This is a genomic window from Pseudomonas sp. C9-3, assembly GCF_032392015.1.
Classification (GTDB): Bacteria; Pseudomonadota; Gammaproteobacteria; order Pseudomonadales; family Pseudomonadaceae; genus Pseudomonas; species Pseudomonas nitroreducens.
The window spans coordinates 1006791-1029695 of record NZ_CP135919.1 but is presented as its reverse complement, the minus strand read 5'-3'; the positions used below and the strand labels follow the sequence as shown (position 1 = coordinate 1029695).

General features: G+C 65.6%; 12 protein-coding genes. 4 read left to right on the top strand and 8 right to left on the bottom strand.

What is annotated here, in order from left to right; all coding sequences use genetic code 11:
* Nucleotides 1-268 precede the first annotated feature (268 nt).
* The gene (locus RS899_RS04570) at nucleotides 269-478 is read left to right on the top strand and encodes a DUF6316 family protein (RefSeq protein ID WP_054908216.1); all 210 of its coding nucleotides are present in this window, start codon (nucleotides 269-271) and stop codon (nucleotides 476-478) included.
* Nucleotides 479-564: 86 nt separating this feature from the next.
* On the opposite strand, the gene RS899_RS04565 is transcribed toward RS899_RS04570, so the two are convergent.
* On the bottom strand, nucleotides 565-2127 hold the full coding sequence (locus RS899_RS04565) for a sigma-54-dependent transcriptional regulator (protein WP_054908215.1): 1563 nt from the start codon (nucleotides 2125-2127) through the stop codon (nucleotides 565-567).
* Between the two features lie 271 nt (nucleotides 2128-2398).
* Between RS899_RS04565 and phhA the strand changes: the two genes are divergently transcribed.
* The 3 genes from phhA to RS899_RS04550 all read left to right on the top strand — a co-directional run bounded on the left by phhA (nucleotide 2399) and on the right by RS899_RS04550 (nucleotide 4842).
* Nucleotides 2399-3187, top strand: coding sequence for a phenylalanine 4-monooxygenase (gene phhA / locus RS899_RS04560; protein ID WP_315809191.1), 789 nt, complete (start codon nucleotides 2399-2401; stop codon nucleotides 3185-3187).
* A gap of 105 nt (nucleotides 3188-3292) precedes the next feature.
* Nucleotides 3293-3649: a 4a-hydroxytetrahydrobiopterin dehydratase gene (locus RS899_RS04555; RefSeq protein ID WP_024764391.1), complete on the top strand. Its 357-nt coding sequence runs from the start codon at nucleotides 3293-3295 to the stop codon at nucleotides 3647-3649.
* Entirely contained in the window at nucleotides 3646-4842 is a 1197-nt protein-coding gene (locus tag RS899_RS04550; RefSeq protein WP_315809190.1) for an amino acid aminotransferase, read from the top strand. The genes RS899_RS04555 and RS899_RS04550 overlap by 4 nt, the downstream gene beginning before the upstream one ends.
* A 175-nt stretch (nucleotides 4843-5017) precedes the next feature.
* Here RS899_RS04550 and RS899_RS04545 read toward each other — a convergent pair whose 3' ends face one another.
* From RS899_RS04545 to RS899_RS04515, 7 genes are all read right to left on the bottom strand, one after another.
* A complete protein-coding gene (locus RS899_RS04545; RefSeq protein ID WP_054908212.1) occupies nucleotides 5018-6040 on the bottom strand; it encodes a transporter in 1023 nt (340 codons plus the stop codon).
* 156 nt (nucleotides 6041-6196) lie between these two features.
* Nucleotides 6197-7327, bottom strand: coding sequence for a TIGR03364 family FAD-dependent oxidoreductase (locus RS899_RS04540; RefSeq protein ID WP_315809189.1), 1131 nt, complete (start codon nucleotides 7325-7327; stop codon nucleotides 6197-6199).
* A 205-nt stretch (nucleotides 7328-7532) separates the two neighbouring features.
* Nucleotides 7533-8558, bottom strand: a complete 1026-nt coding sequence (locus tag RS899_RS04535) for a putative 2-aminoethylphosphonate ABC transporter substrate-binding protein (RefSeq protein ID WP_037012373.1) — start codon at nucleotides 8556-8558, stop codon at nucleotides 7533-7535.
* 94 nt (nucleotides 8559-8652) lie between these two features.
* Nucleotides 8653-10368, bottom strand: coding sequence for a putative 2-aminoethylphosphonate ABC transporter permease subunit (locus tag RS899_RS04530; protein ID WP_054908210.1), 1716 nt, complete (start codon nucleotides 10366-10368; stop codon nucleotides 8653-8655).
* Between the two features lies 1 nt (nucleotide 10369).
* The gene (locus tag RS899_RS04525) at nucleotides 10370-11425 is read right to left on the bottom strand and encodes a putative 2-aminoethylphosphonate ABC transporter ATP-binding protein (RefSeq protein ID WP_054908209.1); all 1056 of its coding nucleotides are present in this window, start codon (nucleotides 11423-11425) and stop codon (nucleotides 10370-10372) included.
* Between the two features lie 316 nt (nucleotides 11426-11741).
* Nucleotides 11742-12926 (bottom strand): thiolase family protein, encoded by a 1185-nt coding sequence (locus RS899_RS04520; protein ID WP_054908208.1) that lies wholly within the window; start codon nucleotides 12924-12926, stop codon nucleotides 11742-11744.
* A 175-nt stretch (nucleotides 12927-13101) separates the two neighbouring features.
* Nucleotides 13102-22404 (bottom strand): retention module-containing protein, encoded by a 9303-nt coding sequence (locus RS899_RS04515; protein ID WP_315809188.1) that lies wholly within the window; start codon nucleotides 22402-22404, stop codon nucleotides 13102-13104.
* Nucleotides 22405-22905 lie beyond the last annotated feature (501 nt).

Sequence of the window (22905 nt, the reverse complement as noted above, 5' to 3'; positions counted from 1 at the left end):
CCACTATGCACAAGGTCTTTACGCATTAAAAAGAATATATTTTGATTTTCTTATAACCAAAATTAAACACTCGTATCGACCCTGCCCTGGCGCCCTGGGCGCGCTGGACACTGAGCATAGCCAAGGCTGCGGGAAGCTCTGCCCGCCAAGTGTTTCACCGCTGAGACGAAACCCAACCGTTCGTCGCCATCCCCCTGCAGCCCCTGTACGGCGGGGCTTTGCGGCATACACTCGAATCAATTAATCCTTTTGTACGGGAGGTCAGCGTATGTTGGGGCAACGTGTCGACGACAGTCAGGCGGCCACCCATTACCGCAGCGATCGGATCAGCGCGGTCAATGGCCAGTACTTCTTCTCCACCCGCGAAGGGACTCTCGAAGGGCCCTACTTCACCCGCTTCGATGCCGAACGCGAGGTGGCGCAATACATCACCCGCATGCGCCAGGCGGCAGGGCTGATGGCGCGCGTGGCGCAGTGACGGCGAGCTGACTGAATACGAGTGCATAACCCCGGCCCGGTGCCGGGGTTTTGTTTTTCCGGCTGCGTTCAACCCCCGGCAGTCACTCAGGACTCCTCGCTTTGCCCCAACCCATGCAGGCGCAGCTTGTTGGCGATGGTGGTGTGCGACACCCCCAGGCGCTTGCCCAGTTGCCGGCTGCTCGGGTGCTCGCGGTAGAGCCGCTCCAGCACCGCTCTCTCGAACCGGCCGACGATGGCGTCCAATCCGCCTTCCAGGGAGAAGTCGCCCAGCGGATGCGGCGCGCCGTAGTCCGGCAGGCGGATGTGTTCGGGGCGAATGGTGCCGCCTTCGCACAGCGAGACCGCTTGGAACAGCGCATTTTCCAGTTGCCGCACGTTGCCCGGCCAGTGGTAGCGGCCGAGGCGGTCCAGCGCCTGGGGCGACAGCTTGGGCAGCGCGCAGCCGATCTGCCGGCTGGCCTGGTCGAGGAAGTGCTCCACCAGCGGTTCCAGGCCGTCCAGGCATTCGCGCAGCGGCGGGATGTGCAGCGACAGCACGTTGAGGCGGTGGTAGAGGTCCTGGCGGAACTCACCCTTGGTGCACAGCTCGGACAGGTCCACCTGGGTCGCGCAGATCACCCGCACATCCAGGTACACCTCCTCGTCGCTGCCCACTCGTCGGAAGCAACCGTCCTGTAGGAAGCGCAGCAGCTTGGCCTGCAGGCGCGGGCTCATCTCGCCGACGCCATCGAGGAACAGGGTGCCGCCCGCGGTGAGTTCCAGCAGGCCGAGCTTGCCTTCCGGGCGCGCGCCCTCGAAGGCGCCCGGGCCGTAGCCGAACAGCTCGGTCTCGGCCATGGATTCGGGCAGGCCGGCGCAGTTCAGCGCCATGAACGGCGACTGCCCGCGCGGGCTGGCCAGGTGGCAGGCGCGAGCCAGCAGTTCCTTGCCGGTGCCGGTCTCGCCCTCGATCAGCAGCGGCGCATCCAGCGGCGCCATGCGGCGCGCCTCGCGCACCACGGCGGCCATCACCCGCGAGCTCTGGAAGATGCTGTCAAAGCCGCGCAACTCCAGGCGCCGCACGTTGTAGATGCGCTCGCCGACGCGGTCGGCGCGGTGCAACGTCAGCACGGCGCCGGCCAGCGCCTCGCTCTCGTCGTGTTCGGATTGCAGCGGCGCGATGTCCGCGAGGAACACATCGCCCTTCACCTTCACCCGCAGGCCGTTGATGCGTGCCTTGTTGGCCCGCACCAACTCCGGCAGGTCGAGATCCTCGACGTAGCGCGACAGCGGAATCCCCGGCACTTCGTCGACCCGCGAGCCCAGCAGCTGCGCGGCGGCCCGGTTGGCCGCGACGATCTGCCCGGCCATGTCGATGGACAGCACCGGGAACTCCAGCGCCGCCAGCAATGCGTTCAACTCCAGGTGGCGCCGTTCGCTGGGCATCAGGCCGACACGCTTGACGCCGAACACGCCGGGCACCGCTTCGAGCTTGGGCTTGAGCGACTGGAACTGCAGGTTGATGAGGTTCGGGCAGAGCAGGTAGATGGCGTTGCCCTGCTCGCCGCCGACTTCGCCGCGGTTGACGTTGATGCCGTAGTCGACCAGCAGGTTGAGGATGTCGCGCAGGATGCCGACGCGGTTCTGACAGTGCACTTTGATGCGCATGGCGGGCCCGTGGTTGTCGTTGTGGTGGGCGCTCCGGCACGGATTTTCGCCAGTTGGCCGGAAATTACCGTCAAGAATATGTGACACCAAGCCGCACCTTCAAGCCATGGCCGGATGCCTGCGCCGCCTTGCGTAATCTTTTCTTTACGGATTACGGCCCTGGCAGCCTGAAAACACCGCGAACAGGGGGCTGTTCGGCGGCACGACTCGCGCTATCTGTTGGTCATCACAACAACAAGGCCTCGAAGCCACAGTACCTATGAGGGCACCCATGAAGACAACGCAGTACGTGGCCCGCCAACCTGATGAAGATGGCTTTATCCACTACCCGGAAGCCGAGCATCAGGTCTGGAACACCCTTATCACCCGCCAGCTGAAAGTGATCGAGGGCCGCGCGTGCCAGCAGTACCTGGACGGCATCGAGCAGCTCGGCCTGCCTCACGACCGCATCCCGCAACTGGGCGAAATCAACCAGGTGCTCCAGGCCACCACCGGCTGGCGCGTGGCGCGGGTGCCGGCACTGATTCCCTTCCAGACCTTCTTCGAGCTGCTGGCCAGCCAGCAATTCCCCGTCGCCACTTTCATCCGCACCCCGGAAGAACTGGACTACCTGCAGGAGCCGGACATCTTCCACGAGATCTTCGGCCACTGCCCGCTGCTGACCAACCCCTGGTTCGCCGAGTTCACCCACACCTATGGCAAGCTCGGCCTGGCCGCCAGCAAGGAAGAGCGCGTGTTCCTCGCCCGCCTCTACTGGATGACCATCGAGTTCGGCCTGCTCGACACCCCGCAAGGCCTGCGCATCTACGGCGGCGGCATCCTTTCGTCGCCCAGGGAGAGCGTCTACTGCCTCTCCGACGCGCCCGAGCACCAGGCTTTCGACCCGCTGGAATGCATGCGCACGCCGTACCGCATCGACATCCTGCAGCCCCTGTATTTCGTGCTCCCTGAGCTCAAGCGCCTGTTCGACCTGGCCCATGAGGACATCATGGCGCTGGTGCGCGAAGCCATGCACCTGGGCCTGCACGCGCCGAAGTTTCCGCCGAAACAGGCCGCCTGATCCGCTGCAATCGATCCCATCTGTGCCTAGGATGAGACGTGCTCGCGAGCCTAAGATGGTTCGCGAGCGCACTCCTATGCCACCCCACGACAAGGAGAACCTTTCATGACCGCACTTACCCAAGCCCATTGCGAAGCCTGCCGCGCCGACGCCCCGAAGGTGTCCGACGAAGAACTGGCGGTGCTGATCAAGCAGATCCCGGACTGGAACATCGAGGTCCGCGACGATCACATGGAGCTGGAACGGGTCTTCCTGTTCAAGAACTTCCGCCATGCCCTGGCCTTCACCAACGCGGTGGGCGCCATCGCCGAGGAAGAAGGCCACCACCCCGACCTGCTGACCCAGTGGGGCAAGGTCACCGTCACCTGGTGGAGCCACGAGCTGAAGGGCCTGCACCGCAACGATTTCATCATGGCCGCGCGCACCGACGAGCTGGCCGCGAAAGCAGAGGGACGCAAATGAGCCATTTCGCCAAGGTCACCCGCGTACCGGGCGACCCGATCCTGGGCCTGCTCGACGCCTATCGGGCTGACCCCAACCCCGCGCGGCTCGACCTTGGCGTGGGCGTCTACAAGGACGCCCAGGGCCTCACGCCGATTCCCCGTGCGGTGAAGCTGGCCGAGCAGCGCCTGGTGGATAGCGAGACCACCAAGAGCTACGTCGGCAGCCACGGCGACGCGCTGTTCGCCGCACGCCTGTGCGAGCAGGTACTGGGCGTCACCTCGCCGCTGCTGGCCGACTCGCGTGCCGATGCCACGCAGACGCCCGGCGGCACCGGCGCCCTGCGCCTGGCGGCGGAGTTCATCGCGCATTGCCTGCCGGGGAAAAATATCTGGCTGAGCGACCCGACCTGGCCGATCCACGAGACCCTGTTCGCCGCCGCCGGCGTGCCGATCAAGCACTACCCCTACGTCGGCGCGGACAACCGTCTCGACGCGGAGGCCATGTTCGCCATGCTGGAGAAAATCCCGCAGGGCGACGTGGTGCTGCTGCACGCCTGCTGCCACAACCCCACCGGCTTCGACCTGGATCACGCGCAGTGGCAGCGCGTGCTGGGGATCGTCCGTCGCCGCGAGTTGCTGCCGTTGCTGGACTTCGCCTACCAGGGCCTGGGCGATGGGCTGGAGGAGGACGCGTATTCCGTGCGCCTGCTGTCCGAGAGCCTGCCGGAAGTGCTGATCACCAGCTCCTGCTCGAAGAACTTCGGCCTCTACCGCGACCGTGTCGGCGCGCTGATCGTCTGCGCCGAGACCGCCGACAAGCTCACCGACATCCGCAGCCAACTGGCGCTGTTCGCCCGCAACCTGTGGTCCACCCCACCGGCCCACGGCGCCGAAGTGGTCGCCACCATCCTCGGCGACCCGGAACTGAAGAACCTGTGGCTGGCAGAACTGGACGCCATGCGCGGGCGCATCGCCGACCTGCGTATCGGCCTGGTGGAAGCCCTGCGCCCCCACGGGCTGGCGGAGCGCTTTGCGCACATCGCCATCCAGCGCGGCATGTTCTCCTATACCGGCCTGCACGCCGAGCAGGTGCGCATCCTGCGCGAGGAACACAGCATCTACCTGGTCAGCAGCGGCCGCGCCAACATCGCCGGGCTCGACGGCGAGCGCCTGGACCACCTGGCGGCGGCCATCGCCCGCGTCTGCCGCTGACGCCGTTTTCTTCCCCCTCGACCGGCCATTGGGCCGGTCTTTTTTTGCCCGGAAATCGGGGCCCTGCCTTACCTGTAGGAGCGAGCTTGCTCGCGAACGGTATCAACCGGCTGCTCTGGTGCCGGGGTTGTTCGCGAGCACGCTCGCTCCTGCAAAGTGCCCATGCCGACGTTGGTCAGTAATCGTCGCGCTTGCGAAACGCCCAGCGCCCGGCCAGGCCGGTGAAGCTGGCCACCAGCACGACCAGAATCCAGAACCCTTCCGGGTCGCTGGAGAAGGGAATGCCGCCGACGTTCATGCCGAAGAAGCCGGCGATGATGTTGATCGGCAGCGCCAGCACCGTGACCACGGTGAGGGTGAACAGCGTGCGGTTGCTCTGCTCGTTGATCTTTGCGGCGATCTCTTCCTGCAGCAGCTTGATGCGTTCGCCCAGCGCGGTGAGGTCGTTGATCACCAGGGAGAATTCCTCGGTGGCCTCGCGCAGCACACGCACGTCGTCTTCCTTCAGCCACAGCGGCGGGCGGTTGAGCAGGCGCATCAGCGAGCCCGGCTCCAGCGCCAGCAGGCGTTGCAGGCGCACCAGCACCCGGCGCATGCCGCCCAGGTCGGCGCGGCTGGCGGAGAGGCGCGATGACAGCAGCTGGTCTTCGATGCGGTCGACGCTGATGCTGGTCTCGCGGACGATATGGGTGAGGATTTCGCCCTGGTCGCGCAGCAGGTGGACCAGCAGCTCCAGCGGCGAGTTGAAGCTCTCGCCGTGCTTTACCGAGGAGCGCAGCGTATCCACCGAACGCAGCGGCTGCGCGCGGGCAGTCACCAGCAGGCGACCACGGGCGCAGACCCACAGCGTGGCGACGTCCGAGGACATGCGGCTGCTGAAGTCGAACACCACGTCGTTGACCACCGCCAGCAGTGCGCCGTCCACATGCTCGATGCGGGTGGAGCGCGAGCCTTCGCGCAGCGTCTCGAAGAAGTAGTCGGGCAGTTCCAGGTGCGACTTCATCCAGCGCTCGCAGGCCGCGTGCGCCAGGTTCAGGTGCAGCCAGAGGAACTCATCCGTCGCCCGCGGCTCCTGCAGGCGCTGCAGTGCGGTAGGCGAGTCGATTTCCAGGCCGGGCTGGCCGGGACGAAAGCTGAAGCCATAGAGGAGGCCGAACAGGTCGGAATCCTGATGGCTCTGAACGATGCTGTGGTTCATGTCTCTCCGCGCGCGCAGCCTGTGGGAGCGAGCTTGCTCGCGAACCGCCTGGCACCGTGCCGTGCAGGTTCGCGAGCAAGCTCGCTCCTACAAAAAAGCGAATCCGTGTGTGCCGGTAGTACCAGAACCCAGTGAACGGCAGATGACAGCTGCGTGTCAGCCAAACAATCCGGCCACGGTGCGCTCGCCCAGCGCCGGACCAATGCTCATGCCGACGCCGGTGTGCATCAGCACGGCAGTGATTCCGTCGGCGGCCTGCAGTACGGAGAACGGCCCCGGCCCGCGCGAACCGTAGACGCCCTGCCAGCGCTCGACCACCTCCACACGCATGCCCAGGGTGTCCTCGGCCAGCTCCAGCATGAGTCTGTCCACAGCCTCGGCATTGAACGGCGCGGCGTCGCTGCCGTAATGGTGGGAGTCGCCGATGATCAGCTCGCCATGGGGCGTTGGGCTGACCAGCAGGTGGATGCCCTGCTCTTCCAGTTCCGGCGTCTCACGGCGAATCTGCTCGCGCACCGCGTCGGCCTCGGGCAGGTCGGAGAAGGCACCGTAATGCACGCAACTCAGGCCAGTGAGGATCGAGTGGGCGAGGCCGAAATCGACCTGCGGGCGCGCGCGCAGCATCTGCAGGCGGCACACCTGCGGCTCCAGCGGCGCGATGACCTCGGCCAGCAGCGTCTGGTAGTCATGGCCGGAGCAGACGATCACCTGCCCGGCGGTGAAGCTGCCCGCCGTGGTGCGCAGCACGCCGCTGTCGACGTCACGCACGAGGGTGGAGAAATGGAACTGCACGCCGAGCTCACGGCGCAGGTAATCGATCAGGCTCGGCAGCGCTTCGCGGGAGTACAACTGCTGGTCGTCGAAGCCGAGCAGCGCGGCGCGGTGATGGCGGAAGTGCCCCTGGTAGAGGTCGTTCAGCTCGCTGCCGCGCAGCAGGCCCACGCGGTAGTCCAGCTCCTTCGCGCGGCCGGCGCAGAAGGCTTCCAGCAGATGCTCCTCGGCCTCGGTGCGAGCGAATAGCAACGAACCGTTGCGCCGCAGGGAGAACCCGGCGCCTTCCGCCCATTGCGCCCAGATCGGCCGGCTGGCCCGTGCCAGGTCGGACATCACGCCCGGCGGCTGGCCGGTGACCAGCGCCTGGCCGAAGTTGCGTATCGAGGCGCCCAGGGGTGTGGCGGTGCGTTCGAAGACACGCACGGAAAGCCCGCGACGGGCGGCGGCGTAGGCGTGGGAAAGGCCGAGGATACCGGCGCCGACGATGGCGACGTCGCAGTGGGTGTGGCTCATGGGGGTATTTCCTGCGTGGCGAAGAGCCCCTCTCCCCCGCCCTCTCCCTGAGGGGAGAGGGAGCTCTCCTCTGCGAAGAGAAACCCTGAGTTCATCCTGAAACCATCAAAGGCACAGGCAGACGCTGAAACCGAACCAACACACCGAACAGCCCCCTCTCCCTTCAGGGAGAGGGTTGGGGAGAGGGAGCCATCGGTGTCAAACCTTACTTCTGCGCAACCTTCTCCGACTTGCCGTCATAGCGCTTGCGCCACTCGGCGAGGATCTCGTCGCGGTTCTTCGAGGCCCAGGCGAAGTCGTTCTTGATCAGGCGCTGCTCGTAGTCAGCCGGCAGTTCGGTCTGCGGCTTGGCGATGCCCGGCTGGGCCAGCACGGCGAAGTTTTCCTTGTACAGCTCCATGGCTTTCGGGCTGGCGGAGAAGTCGGCGAGTTTCTTCGCGGCGGCTTCATGCTGGGTGCCTTTCACGATACCGGTGGCTTCGATTTCCCAGCCCAGGCCTTCCTTCGGCAGGACGATGTCCAGCGGCGCGCCCTGGCGCTTGAGCTGCACGGCTGGGTACTCGAAGGAGATGCCGATCGGGAATTCGCCGGCGGCGGCCAGCTTGCACGGCTTGGAGCCGGAGTGGACGTACTGGCCGATGTTCTCGTGCAGGGCGTCCATGTAGGCCCAGCCCTGCTTCTCGCCGAAGGTCTGCAGCCAGGCGGAAACGTCGAGGAAGCCGGTGCCGGAGGAGGCCGGGTTCGGCATGACGATCTTGCCCTTGTATTCCGGCTTGGTCAGGTCCTGCCAGCTCACCGGTTTCTCCAGGCCCAGTTTCTCGGCCTCGACGGTGTTGAAGCAGATGGTCGCGGCCCAGACATCCATGCCGACCCAGGCCGGCGGGTTGGCCGGGTCGCGGTAGTTCTTGCCGATGGCGTCCAGGTGCTTGGGCGCGTACTTCTCCAGCATGCCTTGCTGGTCGAGGATGGCCAGGCTGGAAGCCGCCAGGCCCCACACGGCGTCGGCCTGCGGGCGGTCCTTCTCGGCCAGCAGCTTGGCGGTGACGATGCCGGTGGAATCACGTACCCACTTGATCTTGATGTCCGGGTTCTCGGCTTCGAAGGCCTGCTTGTAGGCGGTCAGCTGTTCCGGTTCCAGGGCGGTGTAGACGGTCAGTTCGGTGTCGGCGGCGTGGACCTGTGCGGCGAAACCGGCAACCACGGCGGCGGCGAGGGCAAGACGTTTGAACATGTGGAGCTCCTTGGCAGTGTTTTTTCCCCGCGCGGGGCGGGTGTTGTCAGGGGTTGAGCCCTCGCCGAAACGGGGGCGACAGCGTCCAGCGGTGTTACGGGTTCGCGCCCCTCCTCCAGGCCTGGGAGCGGCGCAGCAGGCCGCGCGAGGCGCCGGCCAGCAGCAGCGACACGGCCGCGGAGGTGAGCAGGATCAGGGTGGACATGGCGGCGGCGCCGCCGACGTTGCCGGAGTCGTCCATGTTCAGCACGGCGACGGCGGCGAGGATGGTGTCCGGGTTGTAGAGGAAGATCGCCGCCGAGACCGTGGTCATCGCCGAGACGAACAGGTAGCGGGTGATATCCAGCAGCGCCGGCAGGCAGATCGGCACGGTGACGCGCAGGTAGTGGCGCCACAGCGGCATCTTCAGCGACAGCGCGGCCGCTTCGAACTCGCCGTCGAGCTGGCGCAGCGCGGCGGTGGCGGTCATCTGCGCGGTGGTCAGGTAGTGGGCGATAGTGCACACCACCAGCAGCGCCATGCTGCCGTAGAACACGTGCAGCGGGTTGCCCGGCAGGTTGAAGAAGAACACGTAGCCCAGGCCCAGAACGAGGCCCGGCACGGCCATCGGCACGAAGCAGAGCATGCGCAGCAGCTGGCTCAGCCAGCGCTGCTCGCGGGTCTTCTCGATCAGGTAGGCGCCGGTGAAGATCAGCGCGCTGCCGATGATCGCGGTGCACACGGCCATGGTCAGGCTGTTGCGGTAAGCCAGCCAGCCGCCGCCGGCGGTGGTGTTGAAGTCGTAGTGGTTCAGCGACAGCGAGAGGTTATAGGGCCAGAACTTCACCAGCGAGGAGTACACGGCCATGCCCAGCACGCCCAGCAATACCGTACTGATCAGCACGACGATGGCGAGGAAGGCGGCATCGCGGCGACGCGAGGGTTTCGGGTGATAGACCTGCGCGCGGCCGCTCATGGCGTCGCCCTGGCGACGGCGCAGCCAGGTATCCACCGCAAAGCTGAGCAGCGCCGGCAGCAGGAGGATCATGCCGATCTGCGCGCCACGGCCGAACTGCTGCTGGCCGACCACTGCCTTGTAGGCTTCCAGCGCCAGCACCTGGTAATCGCCGCCCACCACGACCGGCACGCCGAAGTCGGTGATGGTCAGGGTGAACACCAGGCAGAAGGCGGCGAACACCCCCTGCCGCGAGGCCGGCCAGGTGATGCTGCGGAAGGCTTTCCACGGGCCGGCGCCCATGCTGGAGGCGGCGTCGAACAGGCGCGCATCGGCCAGCGACAGTGCCGACAGCAGGATCATCAGCGCATGGGGGAAGGTGTAGATCGCCTCGCCGAGGACGATGCCCCAGAAGCCGTAGATGTTGTCCGGCAGCAGGTGGCGCAGCAGGCCCTGGTTGCCGAACAGGTAGATCAGCGCGATACCCGGCAGCATCGACGGCGCCAGCAGCGGCAGCAGGGAAATCCCGCGCCACAGACCCTTGGCCGGGATCAGCGTGCGTTGCAGCGCATAGGCGAACAGGTAGGCCGCCGGCACGACGATGCACGCCACGCTCACCGAGACCTTCAGGCTGTTGCCCAGCAGCCAGTGGAAGTTGTCGCTGCGCAGCAGCTCGCCCATGGCCGCCAGGCCACCGCCCTGCCCCGCCTCGCCGCTGAAGCCGCGCCAGAAGATGGCCAGCAGCGGCATCAGCACCGCGAGGGTCAGCAGGACCAGCAGCAGGTATTTGCCGCCACGAACGAACAGGCGATCACCCAGATCGCCGCGAATCTTGCCGACGGACAGCGTCGGGCTGTGCTTCACCACGGCTTCCATTTCAGGCGAACACCTGCAGGCTGCGCGGCGGGAGTGACACCCAGATATCCGGGGTGCCCAGGCGCGGCATGTCTTCCGGCGCCAGCTCGGCGAGCAGCGCATGGCCCGGCAGTTGTTCCAGCTCGAAGCTCATGCGGCAGCGGTTGCCGAGGAAGGTAATCTCGCGGATCTGCGCGCGGAACAGGTTTTCCTGGTGTACGGCAGGGTTCACGCTGATCGCTTCCGGGCGGCAGAACAGCCGGCCCGAGGCGCTTTGCGCCTGGCTGTGCAGGCGCAGGTTGAGGCTGCCGACGCGGGCGTGACCATCGCTGCCGCGCTCGAAGGGCAGCCAGTTGCCCTGGCCGACGAACTCGGCGACGAAGGGCGTGCTCGGGGTGCTGTAGATCTCCTGGGCGGTACCGTATTGCTCGATGCGCCCGTGGTTCATCACCGCGATGCGGTCGGCCATCAGCATGGCTTCGTCCTGGTTGTGGGTGACCATGACGGTGGTGATGCCCAGGCTCTTCTGCAACTGGCGCAGCTCGCCGCACAGGTGTTCGCGGACACGGGCGTCGAGCGCCGACATCGGCTCGTCGAGCAGCAGCAGCGACGGGCTCGGCGCCAGCGCGCGGGCCATGGCGACGCGTTGCTGCTGGCCGCCGGAGAGCTGGCCGGGGTACTTCTTCTCGCTGCCGGTCAGGCCGACCAGTTCGAGCATCTCGGCGACGCGGCGGCGGGCTTCTTCCTTGGATGCATTGGTCAGGCCGTAGGCAATGTTCTGTTCCACCGTGAGGTTGGGGAACAGCGCGTAGGACTGGAACAGGATGCCGTAGTCCCGCGCCTGCGGTGGCAGGTTCGACACGTCGCGCTCGCCCAGGTGCAGGCTGCCGTCATCCTGTTGCTCCAGGCCGGCGATGCAGCGCAGCAGCGTGGTCTTGCCGCAACCGGAGGGGCCGAGCAGGCAGACCAGCTCACCGGCCTTGACGTCCAGCGACACGCCGTCGAGAGCGACGAACTGGCCGAAACGCTTGCGGATGTGGCGCACGCTGAGCGGTGTGCCGGCGATGGTGGGATGCATGGCGGTACCTCGTTTTCTTGTGGTCCACGCTGCGTGTGCCGCGGCGTGAAGGAACGAGGTTCATGCTAGGGACGGATTGCGACGGCACTATTTCCAAAGGGCCAAGTGCGCCGATAGATCCATAGGCAGATTTTGGTATAGGGGCGAAAAAATTTTGGAAGTGGCGGCGTTGAGCGGCTCGTCCTTCGTCGTGCAGGAGCAGACATGAAAAACCCCCGGCGTCGCCGCCGGGGGTTCTCCTGGGCCTCGTCCCGCTTGCGTGGAGCGGTCGCTGCCGATCAGCCAGCGGCGCAGGCCGCTGGCCGTATTGCCTGGGTCAGCGTACCGCCTCGAACAGGCCGGTGGCGCCCATGCCGCCGCCCACGCACATGGTGACGATGCCGTAGCGCAGGTTGCGCCGCTGCAGTTCGCGCACCAGGTGGCCGACCTGGCGGGAGCCGGTCATGCCGAAGGGGTGGCCGATGGAGATGGAGCCGCCGTTGACGTTGTACTTCTCGTTGTCGATGCCCAGGCGATCGCGGGCATACAGGCACTGGGAAGCGAAGGCTTCGTTGAGCTCCCAGAGGTCGATGTCGGCGACCTGCAGGCCCTTGGCCTTGAGCAGTTTCGGTACCGAGAACACCGGGCCGATGCCCATCTCGTCCGGCTCGCAGCCGGCGACGGTAAAGCCACGGAAGAAGGCCTTGGGCTTGAGGCCCAGTTCCAGCGCCTTTTCCAGGGTCATGATCAGGGTCATCGAGGCGCCGTCGGAGAGTTGCGAGGCGTTGCCGGCGGTGACCGAGCCATCCTCGGCGAATACCGGCTTGAGGGAGTTCAGGCCCTCGAGGGTGGTTTCCGGGCGGTTGCAGTCGTCGCGATCCACCACGGCGTCGAGCACCTTCTTCTCGCCGGTGGCCTTGTCTTCCACCAGGTACTTCACGCTCATGGGCACGATTTCGTCGTCGAACAGGCCTTCGGCCTGGGCCCGTGCGGTGCGCTGCTGGCTCTGCAGCGAGTACAGGTCCTGCGCTTCGCGGGTGACGTTGTAGCGGCGGGCGACGATCTCGGCGGTCTGGCCCATGGGGTAGTAGATGCCGGGGAAGTCCGACTCCAGGCGCGGGTTGACGAAGTTGTCACGGTTCATCTTGCCCGCGGTCATGCTAATGGACTCGACGCCGCCGGCCACCAGGATGTCGCTGCAGCCGGAGGCCACCTGGTTGGCGGCAATGGCGATGGCCTGCAGGCCCGAGGAGCAGTAGCGGTTGAGGGTCATGCCGGCGACGTGGGTGCCCAGGCGCGACAGTACCGCGGCATTGCGGCCGATGTTGTGGCCCTGGGCGCCTTCGTTGGAGCCGGCGCCGACCACGCAGTCGTCCACCAGCAGCGGATCGAGGTTGTTGCGCGCCAGCAGCGCGTCGATGCAATGGGCGACCATGTCGTCCGGACGGGTCATGTTGAATTTGCCACGGAAGGACTTGGCCAGGCCGGTACGGACGCTGTCGACGATCACCACTTCGCGCATGGGAAACCTCGTTGCTTGTTGTTGGACTGAGGAAGGTGTGCGTGGAGCATAAGCGCCACTGACGGAGCACCGCGACGATCATTCACCAGCCGTATAGCCGTGCCCCCACCCTCGTTGGGCAGGCACAAACGAAACCGCCGCCCGGAGGCGGCGGTTTCGACCGGTATTGCGCCGGTCAGACGGTGTCGGTCTTGATCGCGTGGTCACCCAGCAGGCCGTTGAGCACGGTGTGGGTATCTCCCGCCGAGAGCACGCCGCTGCCGGCGTGGCCTGCGTACTTGGCGGAGAGATCGACGTTGGCCAGGTCGATGGTCTGGGTCGCGGCGCCGCCACTGGTGGGGCTGACAGCGATGCTGGTGGTGCCCGAGTTGACCGAGAAGGACAGGTAGTGAGACAGCGAATCGGCGGTGGGCAACGCGCCCTGCAGCAGGTCGGCGAGGTTCAGCGAATCCCCTTCGGCGATGCTGAAGTCCTTGATCACGTCGTGCCCGGTATCGCCCGACTTCCAGATGAACTCGTCCGCGCCGGTACCGCCGTACATGATGTCGTCGCCCGGGCCACCGATCAGCTTGTCGTTGCCACCCTGGCCGAACATCAGGTCATTGCCGGCGCCGCCCTCGAGGATGTCGTTGCCACCGCGGGTATCGCCGGCGACGTTGAACTGGTCCGCGTGCTGGACGATGTAGTTGGTGATCTGCGCGACCGTCGGCGCACTGCCGTTGGTGGCGGTCAGGTAATCCACCAGCCCCTGGTACCCCTGGCCGTTGTGACTGCCGGCGGGATGCCCGGCCCAGGCCAGCGCATCGGTGTTGATGACGTCACCGAAGATGATGTCATTGCCCGAGCCACCGACCAGGTGGTCGTTGCCCACGGTGACCGGCGTGCTGGTGCTGAAGCCTTCCTGCAGCGCCGCCTGCAATTGCTCGGCGGTGTTGATGATCTGCGGCTCGCCGACGCTGGCGGTGATGGTCTTGCCATCCAGGGTGACCGAGCCGGTGCCCGTGGTGTCGGTGTTGTCGAAGAACTTCAGGTAGTTGCTGTTGATGCCGTTGCCGATGCCGATGGCATTGACGTCCACCGCGTTGTCGCCGGTCAGGGCTCCTGCGTGGTGCAGCATGTCATTGCCGGAGGTCAGCGCATTGTTGATGTCGCCGTAGTTGGTGGTGTTGCCCGTACTGGAATCACTGTTGGAAACGGTCGGGTTGCCGTCGGTGAGGAAGAACGCCAGGTTGATGTAGCCATGGGCCGCATCGGCATGGTTGGTGGTCACCTGGGTGTTGAACCACTGCGAGGCCGCCTTCATCGCGTCATCGTAGTTGGTCGCCCCGTTGGCGCTCAGAGCGTTGATGGCCGCTATCAGCGCAGTCACGTTGGCGGCGCTCAGCCCATTGAAGGTGGTGACGTGGGAGCTGTCGCTGAACGACACCAGGCTCACGTTGATCACGCCGTCGTGGCCCTTGATGGTGTTCACCAGGTTGACCAGCGCGTTCTTCGCCAGGGCCATGCGCGACATGCCGCTACCGGAGGCATCGGTCATGCTGCCGGAGGTATCGACGATCAGCGAGATGTTGTAGTTCTTGCCCGGCTGGGTGTAGACCGAGACCCCGCCGGCATCGCCGATCAGCACGTCGTTGCCGCCGCTGCCGTTGATCTGCCCGGCCTTGTCCGCATCCAGCGGGCTGGGGACGGTGTGCAGGACGGTCGAGCCATCCACGTCGCCGCTGTTGCTGCCCACCACCAGGATCGGCTGGCCGTACTTCAGGCAGATGTTGAGGTTGGCCGACGCGGTGTCACCGTCGCCATCGACGATGGTGTACTTGAAGACCTCGCTGATCTGCCCGCTTTCCGGGAACGCCACGCCGGCCTTGGAGGCGTAGCTGTAGTCGCCGGCCTGGTGGCCGGTCACGTCCTTGAGGTAGACGGTCAGCGTGCCGTTGGCCGTCTGGATGGTCAGCAGGCCGCTGCTGGCGTTGTAGCTGCCGGTCGCGGTGGTGGCGTTGGGGTTCTCGTTGGTGAGGTTGCCCGCGGCATCCACCGCGAACTTCTCGCCGCCGAACTCGACCTGGGTGATGCGCACGGTGCCATCGGCGCTGACCGGCACGTCGTTGGCCAGCAGGTTGCCGCTCACCGAGTCGATGGTCACCAGGTTCTGCAGGGTGGCCGTCAGGTCGCTGGGCTTGGTGACGATGATCGGATCGCCCGTGTTGGTCACGCCCTTGAGGTCGGCATCGGTGATCGAGGCGCCCAGACCGACGGCGTAGGCATCCACATGGTTGGTGGCGTCATTGCCGTCGCCGTCCGGGTTGGCCAGGAAGGCCTTCCACTGGGTGATTGCCGAGTTGGTGTTGCCGGTGGTCGGCTCGCCATCGGAGATGAAGTACACCCGGTTGATCGCCGCCGGATCATGGCCGCTGACGGTGATGTCGGAGGTGACATTGGTCCTGGCCAGGTCCAGGGCAGCCTGGTAGTTGGTCTCGCCGTCTGCGCTGAGGCCGTTGATCTTGTTCACCAGCGCCGTGTACTGCGCGTCGGAAGTGCCGGTGAAGTTGAAGTCGCCCAGGTCCTTGGCAGTGGCCGCGAAGCTCAACAGCGACACATGGATGGCAATCCCCATGGCCGCATACTGCTGCACCAGGTTGACCAGGGCCGCCTTGGCATTGGTCAGCTTGTCGCCGGCCATGCTGCCGGAAACGTCGACCACCAGGGTCAGGTTCACCGCCGGCGGCGCCTGCTGCACCAGGCAGCGCGGCGAGTCGTCCACCGCGGTCGGGCCGTCGTCGAGGAAGCTGAGCTTGCTGCCCAGGTCGATGCTCGCTGATTTCGTGTCGCCGTCACCGTCTGTCACGGTGGCCACCAGGCCGATCTTGCCGCTGGCCAGGCTCAGCGAATCGTTTGGGTCGCTGGCGTTGGGGTGCTTGAGCGCCAGTTGCTGGTCGAGCTTGACCACACCGGTGCCGCTGTCGAGCGTCAGGGTGAAGGCGGTTGCGCCACTGGCATTGCCGACGTGGCCTTCCACCACGGTGGCGCTGACCTTGACCAGCACGATGTTCTGCCCGTCGGTGGTCTGCAGGCCGCTCTGGGTGCCCGTGGTCGCGCTCAGGCTGTAGGTCGTGCTGCCGCCGTCGGCGCCGGCATTGGCGGTGAACGCCGTGCTGAAGTTGGCGGTGGCATCGACGTTCAGGTGGGTTTCATCGACGATCAGGGTCGGCGCCGCAGTGGCATTGGCGGTGATGCTCGGGCCGTCGTCATGGAAGCTGAGCTTGCTGCCCAGGTCCAGGCTGGCGGACTTCGAATCGCCGTCGCCATCGGTGATGGTGGCGGTCAGGCTGATCTTGCCGTCGGCGATGCTCAGCGCATCATCGGGATCGCTGGCGTCGGCATGCTTGAGCGCCATCTGCTGGTCGAGGGTCACGCTGCCGTTGTTCAGCGTCAGCGTGAAGGCAACGGCGCCGTTGGCTCCGCCCACTCGACCGACGACACCATTGCCCTCGTTGTACAGGTAAATCTTGTCGCCGTTGGTGACGCGCAGCCCGCTATCGCTGCCGTCCTGCGCCGCGACCACCTTGTATACCAGCGAGCCCGCACCGTCGGCGCCATAGCTGCTGGTGAACAGACTGGTGATGTTGGCGCTGGCGTCGATACCCAGGTTGGTCTCGTCCACCACCAGGGCCGGTGCACCTTGCGCACTGGCAGTGATGCTCGGGCCGTCGTCATGGAAGCTCAGTTGGCTGCCCAGTTCGACACTGGCGCTGTGGGAGTCGCCATCGCCATCGGTGATGGTGGCCGTCAGGCTGATCTTGCCGCTGGCGATGCTCAGTGCATCATCCGGGTTGTTGCCATCGGGATGCTTGAGCGCCAGTTGCTGGTCGAGAGTGACAGTGCCGTTGTTCACCGTCAGCGTGAAGGCGACCGCCCCACTCTGCCCGCCGACCCGGCCGACCACGCCATTGCCTTCGTTGTACAGGTAGATCTTGTCGCCATTGGTGACGCGCAGGCCGCTGTCGCTGCCATCCTGCGCAGCGACCACCTTGTACACCAGCGAACCCGCGCCATCGGCGCCGTAGTGGCTGGTGAACAGGCTGCTGACGCTGGCGCTGGCATTGGCGCCCAGGTTGCTCTCGTCCACCACCAGGGCGGGGCCATCGGCCTGGTTGGCCACGATGCTCGGCCCGTCGTCGTGGAACACCAGCTTGCTGCCCAGATCGATGGAAGCGCTGTCGCTGTCGCCATCCTTGTCGGTGATGGTGGCGGTCAGGGTGATCTTGCCGCTGGCGATGCTCAGGGCTTCATCGTCGTTGTGGGCATCGGGATGGATGAAGGCCACACGCTGGTCCAGCGTGAGCGCACCGCCATCGGGACGCACCACGAAGGCGATGGCGCCAGTGCCCTCGACCTTGCCCACCACGCCATTGCCGTCGTTGAACAGCAGGATGCGCGCGCCGCCGGCGGTTTCACGCAGGCCGCTGTCGGTGCCGTCCACGGTGCTGACCTTGTACGTGACCGACCCGGCGCCGTCAGCGCCGAAGCTGGCGGTGAACAGTTCCGACACCAGCGGCGCTTCGACCCGCGCGTCACTGGCGAGGTTGCTTTCGTCCACTTCCAGGCGGATGTCGGCATCGGTGCACGGCTGGATGCTGGGACCATCGTCGAGGAAGGTCAGCTTGCCACCCAGGTCGATGCTGGCCGATGCATGATCGCCGTCGCCATCGGTGATGGTCGCGGTGAGGGTGATCTTGTCGGCGCCGATGCTCAGCGGATCATTGGCATCGGTGGCCACCGGGTGTACCAGTGCCCGTTGCTGGTCGAGGGTAATCACTCCGTTGTGCTGGCTCACGCTGAAGGCCACCAGGTTGGTGCCCTCCACGCGCCCTTCGACACCATTGGCGGTGTTGTAGAGGAAGATCTTCCCGCCCGTGGCGGTGTCCTTCAGGCCGCTGTCGGTGCCGTCGGTGGTGGTGACCTTGTAGGTAATTCCGCCGGCGCCATCGGCGCCGAAATGGCCGGTGAACAGTGCCGCGACATCACCCGCCGACGCCTGCGCGTCGACACCCAGTTTGGTCTCGTCCACGGTCAGCTGGATATCGGCGGTGGTGCACGGTTCGATGTGCGGGCCATCGTCGTAGAACACCATCTTGCTGCCCAGGTCGACATGGGCCGAAGCCTTGTCGCCGTCACCATCGGTGATGGTAGCGGTGAGGGTGATCTTGCCGCTTTCCAGGCGCAACGGGTCATCGGCGTCGTTGGTATCCGGATGCTTGAGCGCCAGGCGCTGGTCGAGCATGAGCGCGCCCTGGTCTTCGCTGACCACGAAGGCGATCGCGCCGCTGCCCTGGACCTTGCCGACCACGGTGCCGTCGACGTTGTACAGCAGGATGGATTCGCCCTGGGTGGTCTTCAGGCCACTGTCGGTGCCATCTACCGTGCTGACCTTGTAGGTGATGCTGCCCGGACCGTCGGCGCCGAAGTGCGTCTCGAACAGCAGCGAGACCAGGCTGGACTCGACGCGGGCGTCGTTGGAGAGGTCGGACTCGTCCACTTCCAGGCTGATGTCGTAGATGCTCGACGGGGCGATGCTCGGGCCGTCGTCGAGGAAGGTCAGCTTGCTGCCCAGGTCGACATGGGCACTGGCACTGTCGCCGTCCTTGTCGGTGATGGTCGCTGTCAGGGTGACCTGGCCGCTGAGGTTGAGCGCATCGTTGGCGTCACTGGTATTGGGGTGTGCCAGGGCGCGCAACTGCTCCAGGGTGACCTTGCCGTCGCCGTCGATGGACACGCGGAAGGCCACGGTACCGCTGCCCTCCAGGCGCCCCTCGATACCGTTGGCGGTGTTGTAGAGGAATACCCGGCTACCGGTCGCGGTGTCCTTCAGACCGGTATCGGTGTTGTCGGCCCCGGCCAGCTTATAGGTGATCTCGCCGGCGCCGTCCGCACCGAAGTGGGCGGTGAACAGATCGGCGACCGAGGCGCTGCTGGTGTCCGGCACGCCCAGGTGGGTTTCGTCCACGGTGAGCTTGATGTCGGCGTCCTGGCACGGCGTGATGCTCGGGCCGTCGTCGAGGAAGGTCAGTTTGCCGCTCAGGTCGATGTGGGCCTGGGCACTGTCGCCGTCCTTGTCGGTGATGGTCGCCGTCAGGGTGACGCTGTTCGCGTCGAGGCTGACGCCATCGTTCGCGTCGCTGGTGTTCGGATGAACCACCGCGCGCACCTGGTCCAGCGTGACCTTGCCGTCCGCGCCAAGGGTCACGCGGAAGGCCACGTCGGCACTGCTGCCGACTCGCCCTTCCACGCCATTGGCGGTGTTGTAGAGGAAGATCTTCTCGCCCGTGGCGGTATCGGTCAGGCCACTGTCCTTGCCGTCCTCTGTCGTCAGCTTGTAGGTGATAGCGCCTGCGCCGTCAGCGCCGAAGTGGGAGGTGAACAGGTCGGACACGGTGATCGAGCTGGTGTCGTTCACGCCCAGGTGGGTTTCGTCCACGGTCAGCTTGATATCGGCATCCTGGCACGGCGTGATGCTCGGACCATCGTCGAGGAAGGTCAGTTTGCCGCTCAGGTCAATGTGGGCCTGGGCACTGTCGCCGTCCTTGTCGGTGATGGTCGCCGTCAGGGTGACGCTGTTCGCGTCGAGGCTGACGCCATCGTTCGCGTCGCTGGTGTTCGGATGAACCACCGCGCGCACCTGGTCCAGCGTGACCTTGCCGTCCGCGCCAAGGGTCACGCGGAAGGCCACGTCGGCACTGCTGCCGACCCGCCCTTCCACGCCATTGGCGGTGTTGTAGAGGAAGATCTTCTCGCCCGTGGCGGTATCGGTCAGGCCGCTGTCCTTGCCGTCCTCGGTCGTCAGCTTGTAGGTGATGGTGCCTGCGCCATCGGCGCCGAAGTGGGAGGTGAACAGGTCGGACACGGTGATCGAGCTGGTGTCGCTTACGCCCAGGTGGGTTTCATCCACAGTGAACTTGATATCGGCGTCCTGGCACGGGGTGATGCTCGGGCCGTCGTCGAGGAAGGTCAGCTTGCCACCCAGGTCGATCTGCGCGGTGGCGCTGTCGCCATCCTTGTCGGTGATGGTGGCGGTGAGGGCGATCTTGCCGGCCAGGGTCAGCGCATCGTTGGGATCGCTGGCATCGGGATGGGCCAGGGCCCGCAGTTGCTCCAGGGTAACCTTGCCGTCACCGTCGATGGTGACGCGGAAGGCCACCGTGCTGGTGCCTTCAAGGCGCCCTTCCACACCATTGGCGGTGTTGTAGAGGAAGATCCGGTCACCGGTGGCGGTGTCTTTCAGGCCGCTATCGGTGTTGTCTGCGGCTTCGAGCTTGTAACTGATGGAGCCGGCGCCGTCCGCACCGTACTGGCCGTTGAACAGGTCGGCGACGGAGTTGCTGGTGGCAGCCTGACCGAGTTGGCTCTCATCCACGGTGAGGTGGATATCGCCGCCTTCGACCGGCGAGATGCGCGGACCATCGTCGAGGAAGGTGAGCTTGCTGCCCAGGTCCAGCCCGGCGCTCTGATGGTCGCCATCGGCGTCGGTCACGGTGGCGGTCAGGGTGATCTTGCCGGCGCCCAGGCTCAGCGGGTCGTTGGCATCGGTGGCGTCCGGGTGCACCAGTGCACGCACCTGGTCGAGGGTGATCTTGCCGTCCTCGCCCAGGGTCACGCGGAAGGCGACTTCGCCGTTCGCGCCGCCTACGCGGCCTTCGACACCGTTGGCGGTGTTGAACAGGAAGATCTTGTCGCCAGTGGCGGTGTCTTTCAGCCCGCTGTCGGTATTGTCGGTCGTACCGATCCTGTAGGTGATGGTGCCGGCGCCGTCAGCGCCGAACTGGGCGTCGAACAGATCACCCACCGCCACGCTGCTGGTGGCGTCCTGGCCGAGATTGGTCTCGTCCACGGTCAGATGCAGGCCTTCGGTATTGCCTACGGCGACGGTCGGGCCGTCATCGGTGAAGCTCACCCGGCCGCCGAGGTCGATGGAGCTGCTGGAGGAGGCACTGTCGCCGTCGCGGTCGGTGACCGTCAGGTTGCCCTGCAGTTGCACCAGGCCGGAATCGAGCACTGCGGTCTGGCTGGCATAACCGCTTTCACTGCCCGGCAAGGCATGGTCAATGGCACTGTACTGGGTCAGGGTAACCACGCCGCTGCCATTCACCGACAGCGAGAACACGGTGTTCTCGCCGGTAATGCCGGCGGCGCTGGCGGAGGTGGAGGCGACGATGGCGCCACCGACGCTGTACAGGTAGATAGTGGCGCCGCCACTGGTCAGGCCCGAGTTGGCGCCGTTGCCGCCGACCAGGTTCAGGCTGTAGGTCAGTTGGGTGCTGCCGGCGCCGTCGCCGCCGTAGTTGGCGGTCACCTGGAAGGCCGAGCTGTAGTCGGCGGTGGACGTGTCGAAGGCCGCACCAGCGGTGTTGGCGTCGTGGGTCTGCAGCAGCACGTCCACGCCATTGTCGGCGGACAGGCCGGCCTGCGGTGCATCGTCGACGATGCCCACGGTCAGGGTTCCGTTGGCCGGGGTGCCGTTGCCATCGGTGATGGTGTAGGGAATATCGAAGGTCAGGGTGTCTTCGCTGCCCTTGACCGGATGATCCACCGGCTGCAGCAAGGTCACTTCGAAGGCGCCGGTATTGATATCGGTGAGGGTCACGGTGAACACCGGCGCGCCGTTGGCGCTACCGGTCAGTACGTGGCCGTCGGGGCTGACGCTGTAGGTGATGGCGACACCGCCTGAGGTCAGGCTGGGCAGCCCTGCGGTTCCCCAGGCGAAGCTGCCGACTCCATCGCTACCGAAGTTGTAGCCGAGGCTGCCGGTGAAGGTCGCGCCTTCGCCTGCACCATCGGGAATCCCGCCGGGCAGACCGGCCTCGAATACGTTGGCGGTGCCAGGGCCGTTGGGGCCAGCGCTCGGCTGGCCATCCGGCGGCAGGACCTCCGGCGGCGTAACGGCCTCGGCTCGCGGCTGCGGAACGCCGTCGAACTCGCGCAGGGGCAGTGGCCCGGAGCCGATCGGCCCGGTGGGGAAGCCAATGGTCGGGTCGATATGCCCGCCGACTTCGGTCAGCAGAACAAAGGAGTGCCCGCCACCGGGTTTGCCATTGGCGGCGTTGCCCGCCTGGGGACCTGCGGCAGTGGCTTCGGCTTGCTGGGTCGGGTCGGCGCCCGCGCCGATGGCGGCCTGCAGGGCCTTGACGTCGGCGGTGTCTTTCGCGCTCGGCGGCGCAGGCTGTTGTGCCACCTGCTCGTCACCGTTCTGCGCCTGGTGCGCAGCAGCGAGCATCTGCGAGGTCAGCGGCAGGGAGCTGTCACGCCCCAGGGTGATCTCCCCCCCGCCAGCGACCTTCAGCGCCACCGCGCCGTTGGCGCCGGTGACCAGTTGCTCGCCTACAAAAACCTTGTCTCCCTGTTCCAAAGGACGACGCGATCCATCGGCGGCTACCGCAAACACTTCGCCGATTACCTTGCTGACGACACCCATCAAAGTAGCCATGAGTCCTTCCTCCACTGCACTGTCCGCGGCCGGTTCCACCGACACGCAAGTAACCTGAACAGGCCATGGCACGCTTGTATCCGGATGCCGCTACGAAAGCTGCGAAGGGTGCGAGAAGGACTGGTAGCGTTTGGGCATCAAAAAGCCAGCGACAATTTTCTGTCATGCTGGCCACGCGTTTTCTTGTCCTTCTGCGGTGGTCCCCGCCCTAACTGCTACAAACCGTACCTGGCTTCGTTTGCAAGCGCCTTTCCTGCCCATACCCAGGAAATACGAGGGCTTGCACGTTCAAACAATGTGCGGTTTTTCACATGACTCATAAGATTTTTTCCGAATAACCCATGTGAAAAATTCTTCTGAGGTTTTCGAAAAGTTGTTCTTAGCTCTGATGTTACAGGCGTGAAACGCTTGATAAGAGAAAAAAGCCAATAAATTGGCGATTCAAGAGCATCGAAGTACAGAACACCAGGAGCAAAGCCATGCGCAGTCGTAACGCGGCAC